Source organism: Paenibacillus mobilis (assembly GCF_058267595.1).
On record NZ_JBZCMS010000016.1, the window covers coordinates 53,726 to 77,640 of the forward strand.

General features: G+C 44.9%; 17 protein-coding genes, 11 tRNA genes, 1 rRNA gene and 1 pseudogene. All 30 read right to left on the reverse strand.

The window, feature by feature from the left end:
• Positions 1–345: 345 nt before the first annotated feature.
• Entirely contained in the window at positions 346–666 is a 321-nt protein-coding gene (locus tag AC3ZPD_RS21095) for a hypothetical protein (RefSeq protein ID WP_490986247.1), read from the reverse strand.
• A 162-nt stretch (positions 667–828) separates the two neighbouring features.
• Positions 829–1,032, reverse strand: coding sequence for a hypothetical protein (locus tag AC3ZPD_RS21100; RefSeq protein ID WP_490986248.1), 204 nt, complete (start codon positions 1,030–1,032; stop codon positions 829–831).
• 499 nt (positions 1,033–1,531) lie between these two features.
• Positions 1,532–1,882: pseudogene (locus AC3ZPD_RS21105) on the reverse strand (aldo/keto reductase); the annotation flags it as partial.
• Positions 1,883–2,139: 257 nt separating this feature from the next.
• Positions 2,140–3,582: a hypothetical protein gene (locus AC3ZPD_RS21110; RefSeq protein WP_490986249.1), complete on the reverse strand. Its 1,443-nt coding sequence runs from the start codon at positions 3,580–3,582 to the stop codon at positions 2,140–2,142.
• A 155-nt stretch (positions 3,583–3,737) separates the two neighbouring features.
• Entirely contained in the window at positions 3,738–4,925 is a 1,188-nt protein-coding gene (locus tag AC3ZPD_RS21115; protein WP_490986250.1) for a hypothetical protein, read from the reverse strand.
• 760 nt (positions 4,926–5,685) lie between these two features.
• Entirely contained in the window at positions 5,686–6,003 is a 318-nt protein-coding gene (locus AC3ZPD_RS21120) for a hypothetical protein (protein ID WP_490986251.1), read from the reverse strand.
• A gap of 135 nt (positions 6,004–6,138) precedes the next feature.
• Positions 6,139–8,331, reverse strand: a complete 2,193-nt coding sequence (locus AC3ZPD_RS21125; RefSeq protein WP_490986252.1) for a DUF3732 domain-containing protein — start codon at positions 8,329–8,331, stop codon at positions 6,139–6,141.
• Positions 8,328–8,840 (reverse strand): three component ABC system middle component, encoded by a 513-nt coding sequence (locus AC3ZPD_RS21130; RefSeq protein ID WP_490986253.1) that lies wholly within the window; start codon positions 8,838–8,840, stop codon positions 8,328–8,330. The genes AC3ZPD_RS21125 and AC3ZPD_RS21130 overlap by 4 nt, the downstream gene beginning before the upstream one ends.
• Positions 8,837–10,009, reverse strand: a complete 1,173-nt coding sequence (locus AC3ZPD_RS21135; protein WP_490986254.1) for an ABC-three component system protein — start codon at positions 10,007–10,009, stop codon at positions 8,837–8,839. The genes AC3ZPD_RS21130 and AC3ZPD_RS21135 overlap by 4 nt, the downstream gene beginning before the upstream one ends.
• Before the next feature lie 456 nt (positions 10,010–10,465).
• Positions 10,466–10,798 carry a helix-turn-helix domain-containing protein gene (locus tag AC3ZPD_RS21140; RefSeq protein ID WP_490986255.1) on the reverse strand — a complete coding sequence of 111 codons (333 nt, stop codon included), beginning with the start codon at positions 10,796–10,798 and terminating at the stop codon, positions 10,466–10,468.
• A gap of 226 nt (positions 10,799–11,024) precedes the next feature.
• Entirely contained in the window at positions 11,025–12,857 is a 1,833-nt protein-coding gene (glmS, locus tag AC3ZPD_RS21145) for a glutamine--fructose-6-phosphate transaminase (isomerizing) (protein ID WP_490986256.1), read from the reverse strand.
• Between the two features lie 225 nt (positions 12,858–13,082).
• Positions 13,083–13,223, reverse strand: coding sequence for a hypothetical protein (locus tag AC3ZPD_RS21150; RefSeq protein ID WP_490986257.1), 141 nt, complete (start codon positions 13,221–13,223; stop codon positions 13,083–13,085).
• 334 nt (positions 13,224–13,557) lie between these two features.
• Positions 13,558–14,913: a phosphoglucosamine mutase gene (glmM, locus tag AC3ZPD_RS21155; protein ID WP_490986258.1), complete on the reverse strand. Its 1,356-nt coding sequence runs from the start codon at positions 14,911–14,913 to the stop codon at positions 13,558–13,560.
• Between the two features lie 71 nt (positions 14,914–14,984).
• Positions 14,985–16,394, reverse strand: coding sequence for a CdaR family protein (locus tag AC3ZPD_RS21160; protein WP_490986259.1), 1,410 nt, complete (start codon positions 16,392–16,394; stop codon positions 14,985–14,987).
• Positions 16,387–17,214: a diadenylate cyclase CdaA gene (gene cdaA, locus AC3ZPD_RS21165; RefSeq protein WP_490986260.1), complete on the reverse strand. Its 828-nt coding sequence runs from the start codon at positions 17,212–17,214 to the stop codon at positions 16,387–16,389. The genes AC3ZPD_RS21160 and cdaA overlap by 8 nt, the downstream gene beginning before the upstream one ends.
• Before the next feature lie 255 nt (positions 17,215–17,469).
• Positions 17,470–18,087: a zf-HC2 domain-containing protein gene (locus AC3ZPD_RS21170; protein ID WP_490986261.1), complete on the reverse strand. Its 618-nt coding sequence runs from the start codon at positions 18,085–18,087 to the stop codon at positions 17,470–17,472.
• 130 nt (positions 18,088–18,217) lie between these two features.
• On the reverse strand, positions 18,218–18,790 hold the full coding sequence (sigW, locus tag AC3ZPD_RS21175) for an RNA polymerase sigma factor SigW (protein WP_490986262.1): 573 nt from the start codon (positions 18,788–18,790) through the stop codon (positions 18,218–18,220).
• 217 nt (positions 18,791–19,007) lie between these two features.
• A complete protein-coding gene (ppc, locus tag AC3ZPD_RS21180) occupies positions 19,008–21,803 on the reverse strand; it encodes a phosphoenolpyruvate carboxylase (RefSeq protein ID WP_490986263.1) in 2,796 nt (931 codons plus the stop codon).
• Between the two features lie 242 nt (positions 21,804–22,045).
• Positions 22,046–22,119, reverse strand: a tRNA-Gly gene (locus tag AC3ZPD_RS21185).
• An 8-nt stretch (positions 22,120–22,127) separates the two neighbouring features.
• Positions 22,128–22,204: transfer RNA gene (locus tag AC3ZPD_RS21190), tRNA-Pro, on the reverse strand.
• Between the two features lie 22 nt (positions 22,205–22,226).
• Positions 22,227–22,303: transfer RNA gene (locus tag AC3ZPD_RS21195), tRNA-Arg, on the reverse strand.
• A gap of 6 nt (positions 22,304–22,309) precedes the next feature.
• Positions 22,310–22,384, reverse strand: a tRNA-Gly gene (locus tag AC3ZPD_RS21200).
• Between the two features lie 5 nt (positions 22,385–22,389).
• Positions 22,390–22,473, reverse strand: a tRNA-Leu gene (locus tag AC3ZPD_RS21205).
• A 783-nt stretch (positions 22,474–23,256) separates the two neighbouring features.
• Positions 23,257–23,329: transfer RNA gene (locus AC3ZPD_RS21210), tRNA-Lys, on the reverse strand.
• A gap of 13 nt (positions 23,330–23,342) precedes the next feature.
• Positions 23,343–23,417 (reverse strand) — tRNA-Gln (locus AC3ZPD_RS21215).
• A gap of 36 nt (positions 23,418–23,453) precedes the next feature.
• Positions 23,454–23,529: transfer RNA gene (locus AC3ZPD_RS21220), tRNA-Val, on the reverse strand.
• A 7-nt stretch (positions 23,530–23,536) separates the two neighbouring features.
• Positions 23,537–23,611, reverse strand: a tRNA-Glu gene (locus AC3ZPD_RS21225).
• 13 nt (positions 23,612–23,624) lie between these two features.
• Positions 23,625–23,700: transfer RNA gene (locus AC3ZPD_RS21230), tRNA-Thr, on the reverse strand.
• 3 nt (positions 23,701–23,703) lie between these two features.
• Positions 23,704–23,779 (reverse strand) — tRNA-Asn (locus AC3ZPD_RS21235).
• A 16-nt stretch (positions 23,780–23,795) separates the two neighbouring features.
• Positions 23,796–23,912 (reverse strand): 5S ribosomal RNA (gene rrf / locus AC3ZPD_RS21240).
• Positions 23,913–23,915: the final 3 nt, after the last annotated feature.

The window sequence follows — 23,915 nt, forward strand, 5'->3', positions numbered from 1 at the left end:
TAGGTCAACATTGCCTCAAGAGTATATGGAGTCACAAAACCGGGCACGCCGTTCCTCTCGATGTTAATCCTACTAGTGAATTCCTTGCTTCTTCTTGGTTCTACCGGTCCCCATCTTTGTTTTTTTTACCTCAGGATTTTCTCTAGGCAGACTATCCAAACCTCTAATGTCTTCTGGAGCATCATAAGTTTATAATAATGATCCGGGTTGTTTGTGAACGGGTAATCATAGTACTTTTTTTCTTTTCGATGCTCAACTTGTAAACGTTGATGATTTGTTCGATATCTTCAATTAATTCTTCCATCTTCCCACCTTTGCTTATCTCGCTTTATGTTGTGCGCATTGTTATTTTGCATTTTTTCGTAATGCTTTAAGTTTCTGAATGCTCTGAAAGTAAAGCTGAAGTTTAACGTCCGAAGGCCTCCTGGTATCATATATTCGATTGCACTTTTCCAAGTCGCCATTATCTTCAACCATGTAAATCGCTGATAATTCCTTTTGGAGGGTATATAGAATCCTTACCCGCCACTCTTTCTCAAAGGCTGCTTTTTCGAACCACTGATCTCTGATTGCTCTTGGGCACGTATATCTGGCACCCTTGAAAATAATGCCTCGTGCCGTCACTTTCGCACATCCATTTCTCAGTAAATGTTTTTTCATTTCCATAGAACAACTCCTTCATAGATTAATATATTCTTCTAACACCATTTTATCCCTTAATATATAATTTATACATATATCTTATTTTAGATATTTCGTGCTAGACCTCCTCCACTCCACACTAATCTTCAGATATATCCCTTGATGCATAACTGTGCAGACAACTTCTTAGTGCTCATCATCATCCTTCATGAACCCATCTATCTTTTTGCCCATTAAGTAAATCGCTAACATTAACATACCGATACCGAGCGCCTCAATTGCCTTTATCCAATCCTCCCGAATAATAATCATCCCTACACCAAAACCAAATAGCATAACAATAGTAACTTTTATCAAAACATCTTCTAGCTTCCCTGCCCAATGCTTCATTAAAAGCACACTCCTGATTCATTTTGTTTGACCTCATTTACTAGCCCAAACCCATTTCATATCAGTGTTGCCAAGAGCGATGTCAGCTAACTGTTCACATTGATTTTTTGAGATATGAAAAAAATCAAAGCCCCAGCCGAAAAAAATTCCTTGGCTCAAGCCGCTTGATCATTCAACAAAACACTAACAGAAGTTGCTGTTACTTTCATTTCGGCAATACCTGATAGCTTACCAGGCTAATGGAAATAATAGCTGCTATCCTCCTAAAAATACACAATTTAAAACACATATAAGTATAAGTGAACTTGCAGAAATAGAATGTGAATAAAGCTTGGAGTGGGTTATGAGGAGTTATATTTAAGTAAGTACTAAATAACACCGAACTATAAGCTCCTGATATATTGCCATTTAATAACTATTGCAGATGGTTAAAAGATGGACTGAGTAGTTTCTAAAAAAGGATCGTGCTTCCGCTGTTGTAACTCACTCATAACGTTGCTTATGATATTCCAATTGATTCAAAATCACTTTGATCTGTCAAATTGACCTCGGAATCCTTTATAGCATCCTCAATATGGGAGACCTTTGTAACACCAATAATCGGTACCGTCCCTTTAGCAATGGACCAGGCAGTAGCAATTTGTGCAATCGATGCATTGTGTTTGCTGCTAATTTCGCTCATTACTTGAATTAAGCTATCGATCTTGGCAAGCATGTCTGGATTAAATGCCTCGCCTCTTCTGGCGCCACTTGGCAAAGGGTTTTCCGCGTTATATTTTTCAGTTAATGCACCTTGTTCCAATACCATGTAAGAAAAGAACACCATATTATTTTCATTGCAGTAAGGAAAACACCCCTTATTGAGGTTTTTGTAGTTCTAACTTGAAACAGAGCTGGCTTGCAAGTACTTGTTTGAACAAACCCACTAAAGGCTCTCTTACCTTGGAACGGGGGAACGTCTATCGACTATTCGTCACATCACCTAAAGGTATGAAATCTGACTTTGGTGGTGACAAGAGAGGATACTTCATCGGATAAAAGGAAAGAGGTGCTGATTTTCTCAGCACCTCAAGCATAAAAAGTTTAAGCAATTTAGTTTGATCTTTCTCAGGCATTAGATAAAGACAAAATATTTCTCTCAATCCAATTTATAAAGATTTCTCTCATATGCATTTTATATTTTAAATAGTCGTTTCGTGCATTAATAAAATCACTGCTAAGCGAATGATTGAATAATGTGCTATACTCAAGAAATTTAAACTCACCAGAATGAAAATGTCCCGATCTAACCCTCCCATATAAATATTTAAAGTAATTCCGGTCGTAGCTTTCCTCATCAGTAGAATAAGCTTTCGTAAACTCCAAAAATTTATTCATGTCCCCTTTAGTGTGTTTCAAATAATCCTCTTCTTCTTCCATTTTGAGCAATGCTTCGAGGGATGCTAATAAATATGAAATCAGCATAGTTGGTTCGTTGCTGCAAACAGTCAATGCTTTATTATACATTTTACAGGCGTTCCCAAACCGCTTAAACTTCTCAGAATGGTTGGTTTCGAATATCCTTAGTTTTCTAAAGAAGGACAAATGAGCACTTGTAACTTTTAATGGTGTATTATAAAAGGTTATGTCCTTCACTAAATCTGACTGTTCAATTTCACTATTTTGAAAAGAAACTTCCCGATTCTTAAAAAGTATATCCAATTGTGAATTGTCATTTGAATTTATTAATGTCGATTGCTCCTCACCATCTATTAGAAAGCTAAATAGCTCATACTCACTCAAATTCATAGTATTATCTTCATTAATGGTGACTAATCCATTTAGATTATCGAAAACTAATAAATCCAATTCATCGTCATAGAAACCTTTATTCGTTGCAAATCCAAAAAACTGCTGCCTATAATCATTATAATCGAGTGCTAAAACTTGCTCAGATAAAAATTCACTAATTCCTAAATCAAATAAGACAGAAAAATATGCAAAAACCTCTTTGGCTCTATTATACGCTAACGTCCTAGCTGACGTTATATTAACGGCGTATACTTCTAAATCAAAAAATATCATTTGTTCGTGTGGCGAGCTTGTGACTCTATCATCTGCACTAAAGGTTTTATTACGTCCTTCTATATAATAAGGAGTAACTTTAATCTTGTTGACCCATTCAAATGAAAAACTCAAGTTCTGTGATCTCGCACCATAATATTTAGCATATATTCTCACAACATATCGTGTTGGTCCCTCCATTAATTTCAAGTAGATTTGTGTAAATAGATGATTGGCATAATCATCAATATCATAGCTGTTTAATAAATCGTCCCAAATAATTCGGATTAATAAACTGGGTTTCGAAGTATCCTGTAGGTTAAACTGAACGGTAACATGCAAATCCTTGGAGTGAAAACTATCTGAATAATCAAAGGAATAGACATCTTTTTCAGTACTTCTCACAATGCAAGTTGCATTCATCTTTTCAAAAAAGGACTTTAAAACATCCAAGTTATTGGGTAAGGCACTAATGTTGAAGTTTGAATATTTCTTCTCCGTAATCAATTTCATCACTCCATAATTGAATTTAGGGAAATAAAAAGCGGCTGTCCATTTAGGAAAGCCGTTTCTATTTCTAACTTCATTTCTTATACAACAAGAGTCTCAGCGAGATATTCCTTAATGTCGGGTAGCAAATCCTTCAAGCGGTTAATCCTTTCTTAAGCTTCTTTGTTATCGGGTTCAACTCCAACGGAACGGAATTGAAACTGACTATCAATCCATTCCTTAACCATTGTCTTTGATTGGAAAAAGATTTGAGCTATCACGAGCAGGTCAGAGAACATAATGTCGTCAGCACGAATCAGATGAGTGCGATAAGTCGCGTCCGTAATTCGCTTGCCTTTGGTCAAGGTAGAATTCATTCGCTCTTTGATACTGTCCTCTGTATAAATGTTAATTGCAAGATCCAAATGATTAAGTCTCACCTGATCGAATGGTGTGTCATACGAATCCATTGCATCCAAGTGAATCATTCTTCCAAGCAGCATCCCGGCGCCAATTGATTCCTCTGAAAGTTCCTCTAGTGACATACTGAAATGTTTCCTGTTACCTTCATTCTTCATAGTGGCTACAATTTGTAATTTACGAATGCCGTCAATTTGGTATTCCCACCATTGCTTTCTTTTCCATTCATCTCCTTGTATGTCATCAGCAGTATATTGTGGCAAAAACAACTCGCTACCTTCATGTTGATCAGGATGAATTATTAACCGTTCGATCCAATATGGATTAGGGGGTTGGATAAACTCTTCTTCTAAAGATAGTGGTGGTGCCATTTTAGATACAATGTATGGATCGACTCGAATGTATAATTTTTCGGTGCCATACTTATGTATTAAATAAGAAGGAACCATTGTGTTGAGGTATCTATCAATAAGAAAAAATGAGTCTTTGTATTTACAAGTTCTGTGTTTTGGTAAATTGGGAATCGGTTTATAATCAACTGCATCTAATCGAATTAACTCAAGATCAGGATTTCCGTTCGACTTCTTTCTGAGCATATCATAAAGCTCTGGGTGCGCCTGAAACATTGGCTGTGAAGGATTATACCCCTCAAAAGATTTAACTTGATGATAAATGCGACTAGCCTTAAATATCTCTACCAATATACTTGTAAGTGCGGAATGCTCATCACCAATTAGAGTAGGAAAATTATTACCAACTATATGAACCAAATTATGGTCTTCCGGCGTAAGCATCTGCTTTCTTACCGAAATCAACCGCGTTATAACATCGGGTTCGTTCAGCAACTTGTCTTGTAAAAAAGACGCGGCTCCGGCTAAGTCCAATCTTTGGCTTTCTGCATATCGCTGAATATACTGCTCGTAGAATTCTAAATCATCCATATCTGCCGCACACCTCTTTCAGTAAGGAACCTATATTTCTCTTATCTTATCCCGTTATGGATCGTGTCTCAATATACGTCCGCTATAAATGAAGAAACTGCCGTCTCTACAGTAGTTTGAACCTAACTTCAACTTTTCGAATTCATATTTCACAAAATTGCATAAATAAAGTTCCACCGATTTCAGAAAAATGAGCCTTCTTAAAATCATTATCCATATTCTTGTTAAATGTATAGGCATGTACCTCATCGAAAAAAGCCTGGCTTTTACCTGATGATGTAATTCTGAACACTAATAAGGCATTTTCAACTTTGCAAGTTGCTTTTGCAATTTTGACAAGCTCATCTATTCATTCTCAGTTACGAACGTTCATGATTCCTATAGCGTTTTTAGGAGTAAATTCACAATTACAAAAAAGCTTTTCTAAAGTTTCCTCATTCTACATCTCGAACAGATTTTCACGTTCGAGATGTAGAATGAGGTCATGCCAATACTCTTCTTCGTAGTTATCCAACCATGTCAAATCTATTGGGCAATTCTTTCCGTTACAAGTGTCTTCTGTAAAAGGATGATACCCCAGCATAGAACCAAGTCGGGAAAAATACTCGATTTCCGTCATAGTGAGTGTTTACCATGATTAATTGTTAGGTTGAATGTATGGTAATTTCGAACATAACCGTCGAATAGCTTCATTAGATTTAATTGCATCACTTCCCCCCACTCCAACGTTTACAAACTATCTGAAAGCGCACAGCAATCTTTATACTACGCGCTTTACTAAATGTTCTAGTTGGTTGATCAAATCTGCTTTCTTAGCTGCCGCGATGGTATCAATATAGCCATAATTATCATATTGAGCAGGATCAATAGAACGAAATTTATTATAGTCAAAATAAAACTTCAATATATCCATCGCCAAACCACTGTCGTCAATTGCTCCTTTATTCCAAAGAGCCATTACCAGATCATATACATCGTTAAATATGTATACCGATTCCCAATCTTTATCGTACGTCAGTCTATACAACTCCGTAAGCTTTCTAATCAATTCAGATATATATCCGTGAATGCTGTTCATATGCTATGTCTCCCTATTAATTTATTGACTCTTAAGATATTGTCTGTAGAAACCCCTGCTCATAGCTGAAAGAGGATATCTATATTTGCGCATTGTTGTTAAACCGCCAGTCAAACTGACTGACGGCATTGTATTTTACTCTTCCGGTGATAACAAACTTACAACTAGATCACAGTCAATAAGTCCTACAAACTCAAAAGTCCCTTTTTCAAGAGATTCTGCTAATGCCTTGAATGTGACCCCGTTTGCGACAAATTCAGCATTTGTAATACTTACCATGCAGGATTCATCTCCAACTGCGTCCCTACAAATAGGTTCAATAAGCGACTCGAATAAATCCTCTGCTGCGTACTCAGCGTTTTTACCGATCATTCTGGCATCTATTTCCTTGCTCCAGTGCCAAGGTATCAGTTTGCGACCTCTGCGCCATCTTTCGACAAGATGTACATTCTCAAGACCATCAACAACACTTTGACCAGCATGTTCACTGACGATAACCTGTAAATTCCCGTTCATCCTGTTAATACCCGTAGACAGTGCTTGAAAGACTTTATTAACTGCCAGTTTTTCTTCTTCTTCGGAATCAATTTCGTCATCATCAGGAAACTGGGTTTGACTTGGTTGGTCAATGACCAACAGGCTAGGAACATACGGTATATTTTGGCTGATAAAGAGTTCATGAAGAGCCAAGAGCGTAGCAACATGATAACCAAGCCAGTTAGCTCCGCTGCCAATCTCACGCAACCATGCTGCACTTCCATTTTCATCAATTACTCTTATTGTCAATTTATTGGTATCTAGCTGAATCAGATCGTCTCCAGTCTCCAAATCCAATATGTCACCATAGTGACCTGCAAACCTCGAAAACTTAAATAAGGCTGTTTCCTTCCTTTGAGCGAAGGCTTCAAAGTCTACTACTTTGAGTAATTCTACCTCCTCATCTTTCAAAGCGGCAATTTCTTCAGCGAATACCCCCTCATCTGTTAAAGAATCGTGAAGTCTGATGAATTCCTCTGTTTTACCGATAAACATTGCACGTTGCTCCCGAGTAGCTTGCATCTCCTCAGTTACCTCTTGAATATATTCGCGTTCTGTCCGAACTTGTCGAAGTTCATTCTCCTTAACTGCGATCTGCTTTTGGAGGTCTACCTCTTCTGCATCCAACATCGGTGGAACTAGCTCTACTGCCTTCCATTGGGCTTCTACTTTCTTAGTAGTTTCAATTAGCTGCTTTAGCTCATTGGAAGGAGAATTGCTTTCATTTCCGCACAAAGGGCAGGAATGATTAGTACTTAATCGTTCCACAAGCCATGATGATGTGGAAAGTCTGTCTCGCTTTCTAGAAATATTGAATTCTGATTTTGCCCTTGCTAACGAAAGTTCTCGCAGTTGGGTTAGCCTGACTCTTAATGTTGTAATTTCTGAATGCATTGAAGCTTCTTTTTCTCGTAACCTGGATAGTCTTTCACTATTTTCATGGTGCCCATCTGTCTCCAAATAGCTAGGGTTTAATTTCCAAGCAGTTACAATACCATTAAGCCTTTCGAATAAAACCTGAGTACTCGTATCGTCAATGTTAAGAGAGGGTATCAAACCATATTGCGTCGCGGACACATATCTACCTCTCACTTCACCTGAAAAGTTCTCGATGTTTATTTTTAACGCTTCGAGTTGCCGCTGTTTGCGTTCAATTAACCGTCTTACCTCTTGCAAACGATGCTGTTTTATCAATGTATCAGCATCGACAACCCCTAATACCAGTGGGAAAATCTCTCGTAATTTTTTAGCGTGCTCCTCTACATCTGCCTCAAAGAACATCGTCTCGTTGTTGGCAACTATTCTCTGTGGCTGAAACATAAAAGCATTCATGTCCGATATTGAAGCTCTTCCCTTATACCCACTACCTGATTCATTAAAGTCTGAGTTTGACTGAGGTATTTTTGCCAACCTTCCCAAGATGCCCTTGGCGTTGTCGCGGTTAGCATTTTTCTCAGGAAGATCAGGAATAGAAACATTTACTCCTTCTGTAATCATGTAGTCTTCTGTTGAGTCCTGCTCAAGAGGATCTCTACGAGCAAATAGCTTTTCTCCCTCTACCGTTTTGAATAACAACCCATACCATGCGGAGTTGCGCCTAATCGGACCGACCTTTGGAATGGAGCACCCTCTAGACCCAAGACAATAATCAATTATTTCGATTATCGCAGACTTACCACTTCGGCTATATCCGGTTATGTAGTTTATTGCCCCTGGCTTAAAATCGATTGTACGTGGAGCCTTTAGGGGATCTTTAGACCATATGATTATCTTCAAGATTGCAAAGTTCATTTTAATGGCTCCACTCCTAGAATCGTAAGATATTCAAACACTGTCATGCTACCAGCCCATACCCCTAATTTGTGCGCAGCCTTCAATATAGCTTTCGATTCGTTAGATACCTTCGTTGGGAGCTTATATGGTACATTTAACGAAAAGTAGCCATCTTCGAGAGCAATAAGCTTACAAGCGAACGCTAAATTAAGGGAGCGGATCGTTCTGTCTTCCATAGCCATTAGTCTATTATCAATATTAAAGATAGTCTCGTTCTGACCTACCGAGCTTGCAGGATCGCGATCAAGAATTGAACGTAATCCTGAAGCTTCCCTTCTCTTTAATATCATTTTTCTACTGGTATCGTGGAATACCAAAGGGAGTACAGTAATTAAGTGCCACATTGTCAAAAGCTGCAACTTCTCCGTTGGGCGGGAAATGAAACCTTGGGTGAACGCCCAAAGTGCATTTGCTCCTAGGGCAGGGTTTTGCATTATTTCATACTCACGTAAAAGGGCTCCACTCATGGCTTAGGACTCCCTTTCGATAAAAATTTGAAGTTAGGATGCCAACCAATTAGTGGTTCCTGTTCATTACTAAAATGAGCCAATGCGTGGAAATTCCCACAAGTTATAGGCTTTGGCATAACCTCATTATGAATGAATGTATCCTGCTCCAATGTTAAATCTAAGCATTCTTGACCCTTCACCACTTCGGAAGGATTTGGATGTCTGGAAGCTTTTCTATTTGCGATTTTCCACCGGGATTTAAGATCTTCCTGATAGAGCATCAGTGTTGACTCCGAAACTGCACTTATATCTGTCCATTTTAGCCGCGCATCTTCTGCATACAAGTAGTTGAGAATTGCTTCCCGAATTGTCTCTTCATCAACGTTGATCCAATCTAGCTGTTGTACAAAGCCATGAGACACATATTCACTTGTATCCACGTTCATGTCGAAAGGCTCAATTATGGCTGACAATCGAGCAACAGTAGCTTTTCGGTGTAATCCTTGAAACTCCCTATCAAATTCTTCTCTAAGAATTCTGGGTTGCTGTCCAGCTTCAACTAGTGCCCTGATTTTCCGTTTTACCCATCCGCTCATTCGATCAAAAAGACCAATTTTCATTCCAGATTCGAAAAACCTAAGAGCCTGAAGCTCTTCAATGTTACCCCCATATTGTGAGCTCATCTTATCGAAAACCGATATCTTTATGATTAAGGCTTCTAACTGATTCTCACTTAGTTTACCTAACGTAATACCGAAAGGTATTAAATCATCCCTTAAAGTCGGTATCATGCCCCTTATCACAGCGCAAACGACCTTAGTCGAATCCTCATCAGTTGCCTTATCTATCTGGCGCGCAAGACAGTTAGCCGAAAGAGAACCGTTTGTGACAATATGGTACTCTGTAGTATCTATAATCGATGGCGTAACCAATATGGTCTCTGCCCAGATGTGCAACGTCTTCCACAATGCAACGCTTCTGTCGGAGAGCGGCGATCCAGAGTTAACTGTTGACTTATCTTGTTCTCGTATCTCCTTTCCATCTCTCATATGGACGCTTACATCATCTATATCCTCGACACCTATCTCAATAACATTAATCCCGGACTCGAATAGTCTGTACGTTGCACGATCAAACTGATACACGTATCCTAAAGCTTGACCTGAAGCAGAATGATCTGTACTCATAGTAACCCCCATCAAAAATCAATAGTTCTTATAGTTCATTTCGACAAATTACTTGTAAATCCTTCCTTCTAAGGAATGCATGAGAAGCCTCTTCCCAATGACTGTAAGCACAATCGGCATCACTGCTAATAACAACTCTGTTCTGTACATCAACACACAGAAAAGCCGCCAAATTATGTGGCGGCTTTGATTACCCTTATGAAGTTATTTTGTCCAACAATACTAAACTATACCGATTACTAGCTTTAATACCCTAGCATTATCGCGGGTCAAAGTCCTACTGAAGCTGCTACTTAACTACAACATTTCGGAAATGAGGTAATCAGTTCAAAAAGGACATCTCACTTCTTCGCTCGGGCTCTTCCTCATTCAAATTAAAGTATATATGCGGTATTATTTTTATATGAGCCTTATTTTAATTTAAGCACTAAGAGGACGCTTATTTTCATTGAACAACTATATTGATCTTAAATTTATTTTCACTCGTATAAACTCAATTATTTCGTTCTTGTCATAATCACCAAGCTTTCTAAAAGCTTCAATCAGCCTTTTTTCTAATTCATCTTCATATGTCGCCCCATCTTCTGCAGCGGCCCCAGTTAATAACCAGTTCAAGTTCACGTTATATTGTGTTCGGATTGATATAAGCGTTTCCGCAGAGGGATTACTATTTCCCATTTCAATTTCACTCAGGTTTCCTTGAGAAATTCCTATACTCTTTGCAAACTGAATTTGGTTTAGACTATTCTCTTTTCGGATACATTTGATTCTATAGCCAATGCCGCTCATCAATTTCACCACCGATCATGAAGTTGTATAAAAATTAACTTCTACACAAATTAAAAGGGAGCGCCGAATTATTCCCCTCGGGCTCCCTTCTAGATGTCCTATCATCTTGCTTATCGGTTCCACACATCTTTTACTGGTTCCATAGATCTTTTACTAGTTCCAGACATCTTTTACTGGTTCCAGACATCTTTATCACCAGACAACCACACCACCAGCAACCCCGTCCTTACTCCACCGTCACACTCTTCGCCAAATTCCGCGGTTTATCCACGTCCAAACCACGTGCCAGCGAAGCGTAATAAGCCAGCATTTGCAGCGGCACTACCGACAAGGCAGCCGACAAGATCGGCAGCGTCTTCGGAATGGCCAAAGCCTGGTCAACGGATTTGAGCAGGTTAGGAATATGCTCGTCGTAAGTGATGGCCATCACGGCGCCGCCGCGGGCTTTCACTTCTTTGATGTTGCTGACGGTTTTCTCAAGCACATGCTCCTGCGTAAGCAGCGCAATCACCGGAATGCCATCTTCAATCAGCGCCAGCGTACCGTGTTTCAGTTCGCCTGCCGCATAGGCTTCAGAGTGGATGTAAGAAATCTCTTTCAGCTTCAGCGATCCTTCCTGCGCAACGGCATAGTCCATGCCGCGGCCGATGAAGAACAGATGCTCATGCTTGGAGATTTCCTCGGCATAAGTTTTGATGGCATCCGTGTTGTCCAGCATCTTCTCCACCTGCTCAGGCAAGGCCTGCATAGCAGCGATGGTATGCGCCACTTCCGCTTCCGTTTGCGTCCCGCGCACTTGAGCCATATACAGAGCAAACAGATAAAAAGCGATCAGCTGGGAAGAATAAGCTTTTGTCGAAGCCACCGCAATCTCCGGACCGGCCAGAGTTGCGATCACATCGTCCGCGTCACGGGCAATCGAGCTGCCCACCACGTTTGTAATGGCAATGACATGAGCGCCATTATCGTGCGCTTCGCGCAGCGCAGCCAGCGTATCGGCGGTTTCGCCGGATTGGCTGACCACGATCACCAGCGTTTGCGGCGTAATCAGCGGCGAACGGTAACGGTATTCGGAGGCCACGTCAAAGGCTACCGGAATGCGCACCAGCTGTTCGATCACGGAGCCGCCCACCAGACCGGCATGATAAGCCGTACCGCAGGCTACGATGTGAATGTTCGTAATGTTTTTAATCTGCTCATCGGTCAGCTTAAGCTCAGGCAAAATGACTTTCTTACCGGAAGCGTCAATCCGGCCCAGCATCGTGTCTCGATAAGCTTTAGGTTGTTCATGGATTTCCTTGAGCATGAAATGGTCGAAGCCGCCTTTTTCCGCCGTTACTTCGTCCCATTCGACATCTGTCATTTCCCGAGAAATAAAATTCCCCTCGATGGTCATCAGTTCGACAGAGTTTTCAGTCAACACGGCCATTTCGCCGTCGTTCAAAATGTAAACTCTACGCGTATAGTTCAAAATAGCAGGGATGTCCGAGCCGATGAAGTTTTCGCCTTCACCCACACCGATAACAAGCGGGCTGGCTTGACGCACAGCAACCAGCTTGTTGGGTTCATGCTCCGTCAATACGCCCAGCGCAAAAGCGCCGCGCATATATGTCACGGCCTGTTGAACCGCTTTGACGATATTCCCTTTGTATTCCCGCGCAATCAGGTTAACAATAACTTCCGTGTCGGTTTCAGACACAAAAGTATAACCTTGCCCGATCAGTTCTTCTTTCAGTTCCAGATAGTTCTCGACAATTCCGTTATGAACAACCGAAAATTTCTGGGTATGGTCGGTATGCGGATGAGAGTTCACGTCCGACGGTTTCCCGTGTGTCGCCCAGCGTGTATGTCCAATCCCTGCGGAACCCGTCAAAGGAGCACCCTCCAGCTTGGCTTCCAGATTGGCCAGACGTCCGATCGATTTGCTGATTTTCAGACCTCCAGGTGTAAAAATGGCAATACCCGCAGAGTCATATCCCCGGTACTCCAGCTTCTTAAGCCCTTCAATCAAAACCGCCTGCGTATCCCTGTTTCCGATATATCCCACAATACCACACATATTTATAAATCCTCCGTTTCGTCATCTCAAGTTTGAGCGCAAGCCGGCCAAACTGCCAGATGAGAGCCGCGGAAGACATTTGCGGTAAATCTAAGAAGCAATCGTCATATATTCCATATTCAGTTATCAAGGAATGGAATTCTTGAATGCATCTCGTTCTTCTCCGCAGCTGTAATCCGCGTCTCTTTTGCACCCATGAATTTTATATTTAAAATTTAAGAATGTTTAAGATTGCTGCATCTCATCAAACAGTTTGTCAGTACGGTCACCCGTACTTTTTGCTGCCTGATTTACGGTTTGATGCTTAACCGAGAGGTCCCCGCCGAATGTTTCGAACACCTCTACCTCGTCAGCTTCCCGCTCCATCGGATCCTTCCACGCTCGTCTATCTAAAACGATAAACGGCCTGTCAGGCATCCCTCCGTGCGAGTCCAGGAAGCTCTGGCGCTTATGTTGCTATGGCAACCTCACGATCCTCGCTCTCTGTTTGGAATACGGTTAATTATATGCATGTGCCGGCCATTTTGCAATGATCAGGCTCCATTTTGTTCTTCTGTCCTGCAATTACCAGCTAATTTACCCGAAAAATAACCGCTGAAACGCGCCAACTTCCGCGCCCAGCGGCTGGGTAATTCTCAGCCGGACCGGAGTCCCTGCCCCGGCAACCGAACCATGGAGCCAAACAAAACCAAGCCCCTTCTTACACAAGCTCCTTCTGCACGACAGCCGCAATATCGGCTACAAACTGCTCCAGCTCGATTTTGTCCGGGCCTTCCGCCATGACGCGGATCAAAGACTCGGTACCGGATGGGCGGACCAACACGCGGCCGTTGTCGCCGAGCTTGCCTTCCACCTCGGCAATCGCAGCCGCAATAGCCGTGTTGCCTTCATAATTGCGTTTATCTTGTACACGCACGTTCACGAGCACCTGCGGATATTGCACCATCAGCTTTTTCAGCTCGCTCAGCTTTTTGCCGGACTTAAGAATCGTATCTACCAGTTGAATCGCGGTCAGAATGCCATCTCCGGTTGTGCTGTAATCCAGAAAAATCACATGGCCGGACTGCTCCCCGCCCAGATTGTAGCCGCCACGGCGCATTTCCGCCATCACGTAACGGTCGCCTACGGCCGTCTTCACGCTGTTCAAACCAAGCTTCTCGGTTGCTTTATAGAACCCGATGTTGCTCATAACCGTCGTTACGATCGTGCTTTGGGCCAGCTTGCCTTCACGATTCATTGCATCCCCGCAAATCGCCAGGATATGATCGCCATCGACTTCGGCCCCAGTGCCGTCGATCGCGATCAGACGGTCCGCGTCACCGTCAAAGGCAAGACCCAAATCGGCACCCAGACGTACGACTTCCTCTTTCAGCTTCTCCGGATGCGTAGAACCGCAGTGGTCGTTAATATTACGTCCATTAGGCTCCGCCGCAATTGTAGTCACGTCCGCGCCAAGCTCGCGGAACAAACGGGGAGCAAGCTCATAGGCCGCGCCATTGGCGCAGTCGAGCACTACTTTTACCCCTTTAAAAGATTTCGAAGTCAGCGTCGACTTCAGCAGCTCCAAATATTTCAGCTTGGCGTCGTAATCCACTTCCACCATGCCGAGGTCTCCGCCGACCGGCCGCGGAAGCTCGTCGGTTTCCTTGTCCAGCAGCTCTTCGATTTGCAGTTCCGTTTCATCCGAAAGCTTAAAGCCGTCGCTGCCGAAAAATTTAATCCCATTATCCTCCACCGGATTGTGGGAAGCCGAAATCATAACCCCCGCGTCTGCCCCCAACTCACGGGTCAAATAAGCAACCGCCGGCGTTGTCAGCACGCCCAGCCGGATTACATCGGCTCCGATGGACAGCAAACCCGCCACCAGCGCCGACTCCAGCATAACGCCGGAAATCCGCGTATCCATCCCGATCACTACTTTAGGCTTATGGGCTGTGCCCGTAGCCGCTCCAGTCAAAACATATCCGCCGCAGCGGCCGATGCGGTAAGCCAATTCTGCAGTCAATTCTTTATTGGCGACCCCGCGGACGCCGTCTGTACCAAAATATTTCCCCATTGTTCAAGTTACACTCCTCTTCTTACGTTCCATCTCACCCTATTATTGTATGGGACTTTGCCCGGATTCAGTTACGGTGAATTTGTCGAAGTCTCGGGCTGTCCTTCTTCTTCATTGTTTTGTCCCGCCGAGCCCGAAGGCTCCGTGCTTTCGCTTGGACTGCCTGCGTCAGCCGAGCTTGACGGAGGCGGATCTCCCGACCCTCCCGAAGGCTGCGCGGGGGCTACCGTCGTCGGTTTATCCTTGGCCGTCACCTTCACCTGGATGGTCCCGTCCGTACCCGTGTCCACCAGGTAAATGTACTGGGGGAGCTTTGCGTCCAGCTTAACCTTGTAAGTCCCTTCCCCATAACCGCTCAGATCCGCGGACAACGACACATCCTTGGTCTGAAGCGCCCCGATCCGCTCGGAGCTGCCCTCTACCGTTGCATTTATCGTTCCCGTCTGAGGGCTCACGATTTGAGCCGTATAACCTCCGCCCACGTTTTGGAGCGTGATGGGAAGGTCATTCAACGTTTTTTTTTCAAAAGGCGTAGCCCTGATCGTAATTTCGACAGAGTCAGGCTCGATTTTCTCAAAACCTTCCGGCGGAGTCAAGCTTACCGTATATTCACTGTTCTCTGGACCGGTAAAATTGCCCAAATCCACTGAGATCGGATAAGAAGAAATTTTGTCCAGCGCCTCTTTGGAGCCGTAAACAACCACCTGCTCGGCACTGCTGCTCACCCCGGAAAGCGCGTAACCGGAAGGCAGGCTGCCCGCCGTCTTGAGCTCTACGGGGATGCTTTTGTACAGCTTGATTACAGGCACATCCACATCGATGGAAGAAGGCGTAATTTCCGCATCCTCCATTTCATCTCCCGCTTTATCGTAAGCTATGAGCTTTACGCTTTTTCCCGTTATATCGCCGGTTACGCCGGCTATGTTCACCACGCCTTGAATTTTGCCCAGATCCTCGATTTCGCTGGAAGGCAAAGTCACCTTCACTTTTCCATCGTTTTTCAGCACTGGCGTCCCGATCTCATATCCCTCTGCAGGTTCGCCTGAAGTGATCACGCTAGCTTGTACGTCCTTGGAGGCCTTTGCTTCTATCGTGATTTGAGCGGAGGATGGCGTGATCGACACACACTCCACCCCGTTGGGAAGCTCGCACTTCAGCGGAATGGTTTTCGTGCCCGGCGTCACATTGTTCAAGTCCAGCTTAACTTTATAATCGTCTTCGGAAAATAACGAGGTCAGCTTCGTTCGTCTCCCCTTGACCTCAAGCGTCACGCGTTCCGGATCCAGCCCGTAAACGACATATTTGTCTTCATCCAGGTTATAAATCTGAATTTTTACGTTGTCGATCGTCCGCGTGCTGACCGAATCGTTCACCCCGGAAACGGATTCCGAGCTGTCCAGATGCACCATCAGCCACAAAATCAAACTGATGCACAAAGCGATAATTTTGGCAAAGTTGTTATTATTAATCCATTTATTCATGTTTATTGCCCCCCGTTCTCCTCCAGAAAGGGGTTTTGCGCGTCTCCAGCGTCTTCGGGCTAAGCTCCGCGTAAAGCTTGGAAATCAGCGATTCTTCATTGATATCGCGGACGACTTGTCCATCCAGAGCCAGCGAAACCTGGCCGGTTTCCTCCGAGACCACGATGGCCAGCGCATCGCCGACCTCACTGATCCCGATCGCCGCCCGGTGGCGCGTTCCCAGCTCTTTGCTGATGAACGGATTCTCCGACAGCGGCAAATAGCAGGCAGCGGCCGTTATCCGCGTCCCCTGGATAATAATGGCGCCGTCATGGAGCGGCGTATTCGGAATAAAGATGTTAATCAGCAGCTCCGACGAAATCATCGACTGCATCGGAATCCCCGACTCCACATATTCATTCAGCCCCGTCTCCCGTTCAAAAACGATCAGCGCCCCGATTTTCCGGCGCGACAAATAGTTAACGGCCTTAATAATATGCGAAATCATCCGGCTGAACTCTTCTTCATCGGCCGAAGTCCGGCTGAACAGCTTGCCGCGGCCGAGTTGCTCCAGACCCCGCCGCAGCTCGGGCTGGAAAATGATAAACACGGCCAGCACCCCGAAGGTAAACAGCTGGTTCATAAGCCATTTTAATGTGTACAAATCAAACCAGGTACTGAGCGCCCAAATGACCACCAGTACAAAAATACCCTTTAAGAGCTGAATGGCCCGCGTCCCGCGCACCAGCAAAATCAAATAATAAATAATATAAGTAACAGCCAGAACATCCACGAGGTCTTTAATGGATTCTGCCCAGGTCAAGTTCTCGAAATAATTCATCTGCATGCCCCCGGTATCCCTCTTCGAGGTTATGTAAAACCAATGATGCCTTCTCTATATTCATTCCCCTTAAACTCTAGGTTATAACGATCAAGACCGAGTTGCAAGTTCACGGGGAAAATATCCGTTTTAATGCGCTTTCACCGCAATATTTTCTGGAATTCCAGCTTCTGTAATTCCTTAATTACAAAAAAATGGCGCCTGATCCCTTCGCAAAGGGGGCGCCATGTTGCTGTAGTCTTCCTTGCCGGTAGCTTAGCGGTAGGCAACTTCCGTAAACGTATTCGTGATCCTGTACCAGATCCAGTCCAGAGCCTGGTCGATCGTCTTCGCGTCGCCGGCAATTTTGGCCGTGGAAGCCTGGTACAGCGAGCCGTCGATGACGGTCAAGTTCCCGTTAACTTCCCCATAAACCTCCGTATTGCCGTTCTCCACCGTCAGATCGCCCGCTATGGCCGTTCCTTCGGGCACAATCACCGTATGCCCCTCAATGCGGACCTTATCCAGATCCGCGCCTTTCACCACAAGCTGGTCGTCCGACTTCCAAACGGACAATGTGCTGAAAAGCATTACGAGCAGGAACATCGCTGCAGCCGTTAACGCCGGGTGCCGTTTCACCCAGCCTAACCAGACCTGCTGTCTGCGTTTCTTAGGCAAATTGCTCATAATTCGTTCCAGTACATCATCGGATGCGGAAGGGAGCGAATGCTTCACGGCGGCAAACATGAGCATGTCAGTCTGCTCCAGCTCCTTCAGTCGGATCCTGCAGGCCTCGCATATCTCCAAATGACTCTTCAAATCAAGCGCCTGTTCCTCAGGCAGTTCGTTATCCAAATAATCATGCATCAAAGAGGCAGCCTGTTTGCATTCCATTTGAGCCATTCCTTTCCTTGCAATTACTTTTGCTTATCACGTAAAAAAAACGGTTGGCGTCAGCAGCAAAAGATACTCGTACTTCTTTGTATACGGCTCAGCGCTGCGTGAGTTTCATTTATTTTTACGCTTAAAATAATTTATGCTCCAGCCGCTTCCGCAGAAACTCCCGTCCCCGATGGACCCGGGTTTTTACCGTCGTTACGGGCATATTTAAGATGTCCCCGATTTCCTGCAGCGACAGCTCCTGCAAGTACCTGAGAATCATGATCGTCTTATATTTGGCCGGCAGGCCCTCTATGGCCTGATGAATGATCTGCTGTGTTTCGCTCAGCAAAAACTCGCTTTCCGGCGTCCTGTTGTCCCCGGGGATCAGCGAATAGCCGTCCGCCCCTTCCTGGTCGTTCAGTTCGGCATCAAGCGAAAAATTCGGCTTGCGTTTGCGCAGCCGGTCAATGCAGAGATTTGTGGCGATCCGGTACATCCAGGTCGAAAACTTCTGATTTTCGTCGTACTTGTCCCAGTTCTTATAAACGCGCAGGAACGTCTCCTGCACGATATCTTCCGATTCATGCCGGTTATTCAACATTCGGTAAGCCAAATGAAACACTTTATCTTTATATAAGTCTACAAGCTCGGCAAAAGCGTTCTGGTTCCCTTTACGGGCCAGTTTTACCAAACCTGCATCTGCATGTTCTGCCATCCGTTATCCCCCAGATTTCGGCTGCTTCTACGCTACATCCTGTCAGCCGGCAGGCTTTCTTTTGCCGTTCTCAGCCCTACCCTTGTCCGCTGACCCTAGTCCATTCAAATCGTAATTCATGCCCCTGGAAAAAGCAAGCCAAATGACATCTCCCAGGGTCAAAAAAAGAAAACGGGTGTACCGGAGTACACCCGCCCGTATAAAGCCTAAAAGAATATCAGCCCGTATTGCGCATCCCTGCGGCAATCCCGTTGATTGTCAGGAGCACCTCGCGCAGCAGCTCTGCGTCGTCTTCGTCCCGATCGCGGATTTGCCGCAGCTCCTTGAGCAGCTGTACCTGCAGATAGCTGAGCGGATCTACGTAAGGATTACGCTGTCTAACGGACTCTTGGAGCGTCGGCTGGTTATCCAGCAGCTCCTGTTCACCCGTAATCGCCCGAATAAGGTTTTGCGTCAAAACAAACTCTTCCTCAATTTGTTTAAAAATCCGGTTTCTGACCTCTTCATCTTTGCACAGCTTGGAATACTCTCTGGCTATATTCAAGTCCGCTTTCACCACCGCAAACTTCAGCGTATCAATTAAGGAGCGGAAGAACGGGAAATATTCGTACATATCCTGCATCACTTTCAGGTTCTCCGGCTTGCCTTGGTAGAAGTGCTGCAGTCCGGTGCCGGCCGCATACCAGGCTGGAAGCAGGTAACGGCTTTGCGTCCATGCGAATACCCAAGGAATCGCCCGAAGGTCTTCGAAGCGGTCGCTGTTTTTGCGTTTGGAAGGACGCGAACCGATATTGAGTTCGCCTACTTCGCCAAGCGGCGTCGATTCTTTAAAGAACTGAAGGAAATCAGGCTCACGGAAAATCAAATCTTGATATTTCTGCAGCGCCGTTTCCGACATCCCCTTCACGATCGCATCCCATTTGCTTTCATTCAGTTCACAGGTTTGAGGCAAACGGGCATGGATCGCGGAAACAATCAAAGCCGATGTTGCCTGCTCAAGGCTTCGGTACGCAATGCCTTGAAGCGCATAACGCTCGGAAATAACTTCGCCCTGCTCCGTAATTTTGATGCCTCCGCCGATCGTTTCGGCCGGCTGCACCATAATGCTGCGGTTAAGCGGCATGCCTCCACGTCCCAGCGCTCCGCCGCGTCCATGGAAAAACTTCAGCTTCACGCCGAACTCTTTAGCCGTAGCCGTGATTCCCTTCAAAGCCACACGAAGCTCCCAGTTAGCGGTAATAACGCCGCCGTCCTTGTTGCTGTCCGAATAACCGAGCATAATCTCCTGCAGGTCATTCATCGCGGCAACCGATTGTCTGTAGGCTGGAATGCTGAGCAGCTCACGCATAATGTTCGGAGCGTCATGCAGATCGTCGATCGTTTCGAACAGCGGAACAGCCTGCAGCGTACAGGTCACAGAACCGTCGGCCTCCTGCTGGAACAGCCCTACTTCTTTCGCGAATACCATAACCTCCAGAATATCGCTGGTTGCTTCCGCCATACTGATCAGGTAACTTGAAATACAGCCTTTGCCGAATTCCTTCTGTGCGATATAAACCGTCCGGTACACTTCAAGACATTCCGTTGTGCTTTCGCTGTACTCTTGATAAGGCGACGTAAGTGGCCGCGGATCATTAAGAAGCTTTTCCAGCAGTTTAACCTTCTCCGGCTCGGGAAGTCGTGCATAATCAGGCGTTATATTCATATGCGCCAAAATTTCCGTCATGGCGTTTTCGTGTTCTTTACTATGCTGCCGGATGTCTAGCTTTGCCGTATGGAAACCGAACAGCTCGACTTGGCGAATCAGTTTCTTGATATACGTATCCGCAACATAGTCCGCATAGTGATGACGCAAGCTGCGGTCGATGATTTTTAAATCTTCAATCAGCTCTTCAGGCACCGAGTAACGGTCGGGCTCGCCTTTATGCGCTTCATCAAGCACATTGTAAAGCTTTTCCGTCATATAAGTCAGTTTGATGCGGTAAGGCTCTTTTTCATTCGTCCAGGACTGTGTCTTCTTAAGCTCCACCGTACCGCTGTCTTTCAAGATCGAAGACTTCAATTCATCACTTACGTTAACGATTGTGGTGCTGAAGCTGAGATGCTTGAACAAATTGCTAAGCAGCCGTTGGTACTCTCGTACAGCCAGCTTCCGCTGCATTTTCAGGGTTTCCCAAGTCACATCGGCCGTTACCGAAGGGTTGCCGTCACGGTCGCCGCCGATCCATGAACCAAATTTCAGAAAAGCCGGCAGATGCCAGTTATGCTCCGGATAATATTTCTCCAGACAACGTTCAACCTCTTGGTATACATCAGGTAGGACATGGAATAAAGTTTCGTGGAAATAATACATTCCGTTCCGCACTTCATCCAGCACCGTCGGCTTGCGGTCCCGCAGCTCATCCGTCTGCCAGAGCGTAATCACTTCGTTCAAGAGCTTCTCCCGAAGCTGCTCGCGTTCGCGGAACGTCAGCGTCGGATTATCAAGCTGCATGACGTCTTCAGCAATCCGTTTGTGAATGTCGAGAATGGCCCGCCGCATAGCCTCTGTAGGATGCGCAGTCATCACCAGTTCAAGCGACATCCCTTCCAGGATTTCCTGGACTTCCTCGTAGCTGAAACCTCGTTCCTTAAGCTCCATTACAGAAGCCTCGATGGATCCAGGCTGAATCGTTTCACCGGCGGCCCGTTCGTAATCCCGTTTCCGGCGGATCCGATGGTTCTGTTCAGCAATATTCACGAGTTGAAAATAAATCGCAAACGCACGAATTACTTGGTGGCGGATATCCGGTGCAAGCCCATTAATCATGTCTTTAAATTCTTCATGGGTCTCCGGCATAAAAGAAGCCCGCAGCGATTTACTCGCCTCGCGTATCTTTTCGACAATATCTAAGAGTTCATTTCCGCCTTGGTGGACAAGGACTTCTCCCAGAATATTGCCCAAAAAGCGAATATCCCGTCGCAGCAGATTGCTGGAATTGTTTTTTCCCGCAGTTACCGTAAGCTCAGTCATTCTTTCGTACCTCCTGTTTCACCCGTATTCCGATAGAATTTTCAGTAAACATGTCATGCATTGTTAACATCATACAATAACAAGATTCAAAAATCTTTATTTTTTTGTAAACCTCTTAATTTGATACGATAATACGTCAAAGCGATAAAAGCAACAAATATAAATATAACTGCGATTTCGAAAAAACGCAGTCATTTTTAACAAAAAGCATCATCGGCTACGATGATGCTTGGCTTTATGTATGGAGCGGGTGATGGGAATCGAACCCACGCTACCAGCTTGGAAGGCTGGAGTTCTACCATTGAACTACACCCGCATTATAAATGGTCGGGATGACACGATTCGAACATGCGACCCCCTGGTCCCAAACCAGGTGCTCTACCAAGCTGAGCTACATCCCGATATAAAAACATAAATCATAAATGGCGCGCCCTAAGAGATTCGAACTCCTGACCTTTTGATTCGTAGTCAAACGCTCTATCCAGCTGAGCTAAGGGCGCACATTATGGAGCGGACGACGGGAATCGAACCCGCGACCCTCGCCTTGGCAAGGCGATGCTCTACCGCTGAGCCACGTCCGCATAAGTGGTGCGCGTGGAGGGACTTGAACCCCCACGTCAAAGACGCTAGATCCTAAGTCTAGTGCGTCTGCCAATTCCGCCACACGCGCATGCTGCCTAAACCTGATGTTTGAGGCCTATATACTAACCCAGATTTCGTTGTTTTTCATTTAACTTATCTCGTTAGCGACAAGAATGATCTTACCATACCAAGTTAATTAGAGTCAAGGGTTTTGACTCAAAAATCAAAAAAAGTTTTTTGGGGTTCCTTTTCCTCCACGTAAATAAGCGTTAAAGGACTTTCTTTTTAAGCTTTTAGCTCCATTTTCCGAACACTGTTCCTGATGGTAATTCAAAAATTCCATCTCTTTTTCAGTCAAGGCTCCCACGTATTTTTTAAACAAGTAGATTGGTTCATATCATGAAGTTTATCCAGCAGATCTTCGAATCCCGCAAGCCTCTACGTTTATTGACGGTTATTTATGTATTCCTCTTTCCAGAGCGCTCCCTCAGCCCCTCCTATGCCTTTCTAAGCCTCGTATCGCTTTGCGGCCTTCTACTTCTGCAATCCTTGCTTCTATTAGGAGGAAAAAGCATTCACGAAGGTAATAAGGTCATCATGCGTTATATAAAAGGTAAAGGTGAATTCGAATTCCTTTGATCAGATTCCTTCACATTTACCTCTCAGCGAATCCTTCAAGCCTGTTCACTTGTAAGCCTAGATACAGCTCATTGCTCAACCCTATCCCTTTAGCAGGCCTACGTGAAATTCACTATACAAAAGGAGTCTTACCATCCCTGAAAGACGACAAAAGTTTTAAAAGCCGATGCAACAAAAAAACATCTCCTTCGCGCTATAACGCAAGAACATGTTCAGAGAAAACATATAGAAGTGAGCCATGAAGGACTCGAACCTTCGACACCCTGATTAAAAGTCAGGTGCTCTACCAACTGAGCTAATGGCTCTCATGAAATAAAATGGCTGGGGATATAGGATTCGAACCTATGCATGACGGAGTCAAAGTCCGTTGCCTTACCGCTTGGCTAATCCCCAACAATTCACATTATGTAACTTGTCCATTTTTCAAAATGGTGGAGGCTGAGGGGATCGAACCCCCGACCCTCTGCTTGTAAGGCAGATGCTCTCCCAGCTGAGCTAAGCCTCCGGAAAAATGGTGACCCGTAGGGGATTCGAACCCCTGTTACCTCCGTGAAAGGGAGGTGTCTTAACCCCTTGACCAACGGGCCTTATTAAATTGAATGGAGCTCTCAACCGGGATCGAACCGGTGACCTCATCCTTACCATGGATGCACTCTACCTACTGAGCTATGAGAGCATATGGCTCCCCGAACAGGACTCGAACCTGTGACAACTCGATTAACAGTCGAGTGCTCTACCAACTGAGCTATCAGGGAATAATAATTAAGTATCGCTTGGCGGCATCCTACTCTCCCAGGACCCTGCGGTCCAAGTACCATCGGCGCTGGAGGGCTTAACGGTCGTGTTCGGGATGGGTACGTGTGGAACCCCTCCGCCATCGCCACCAAACGG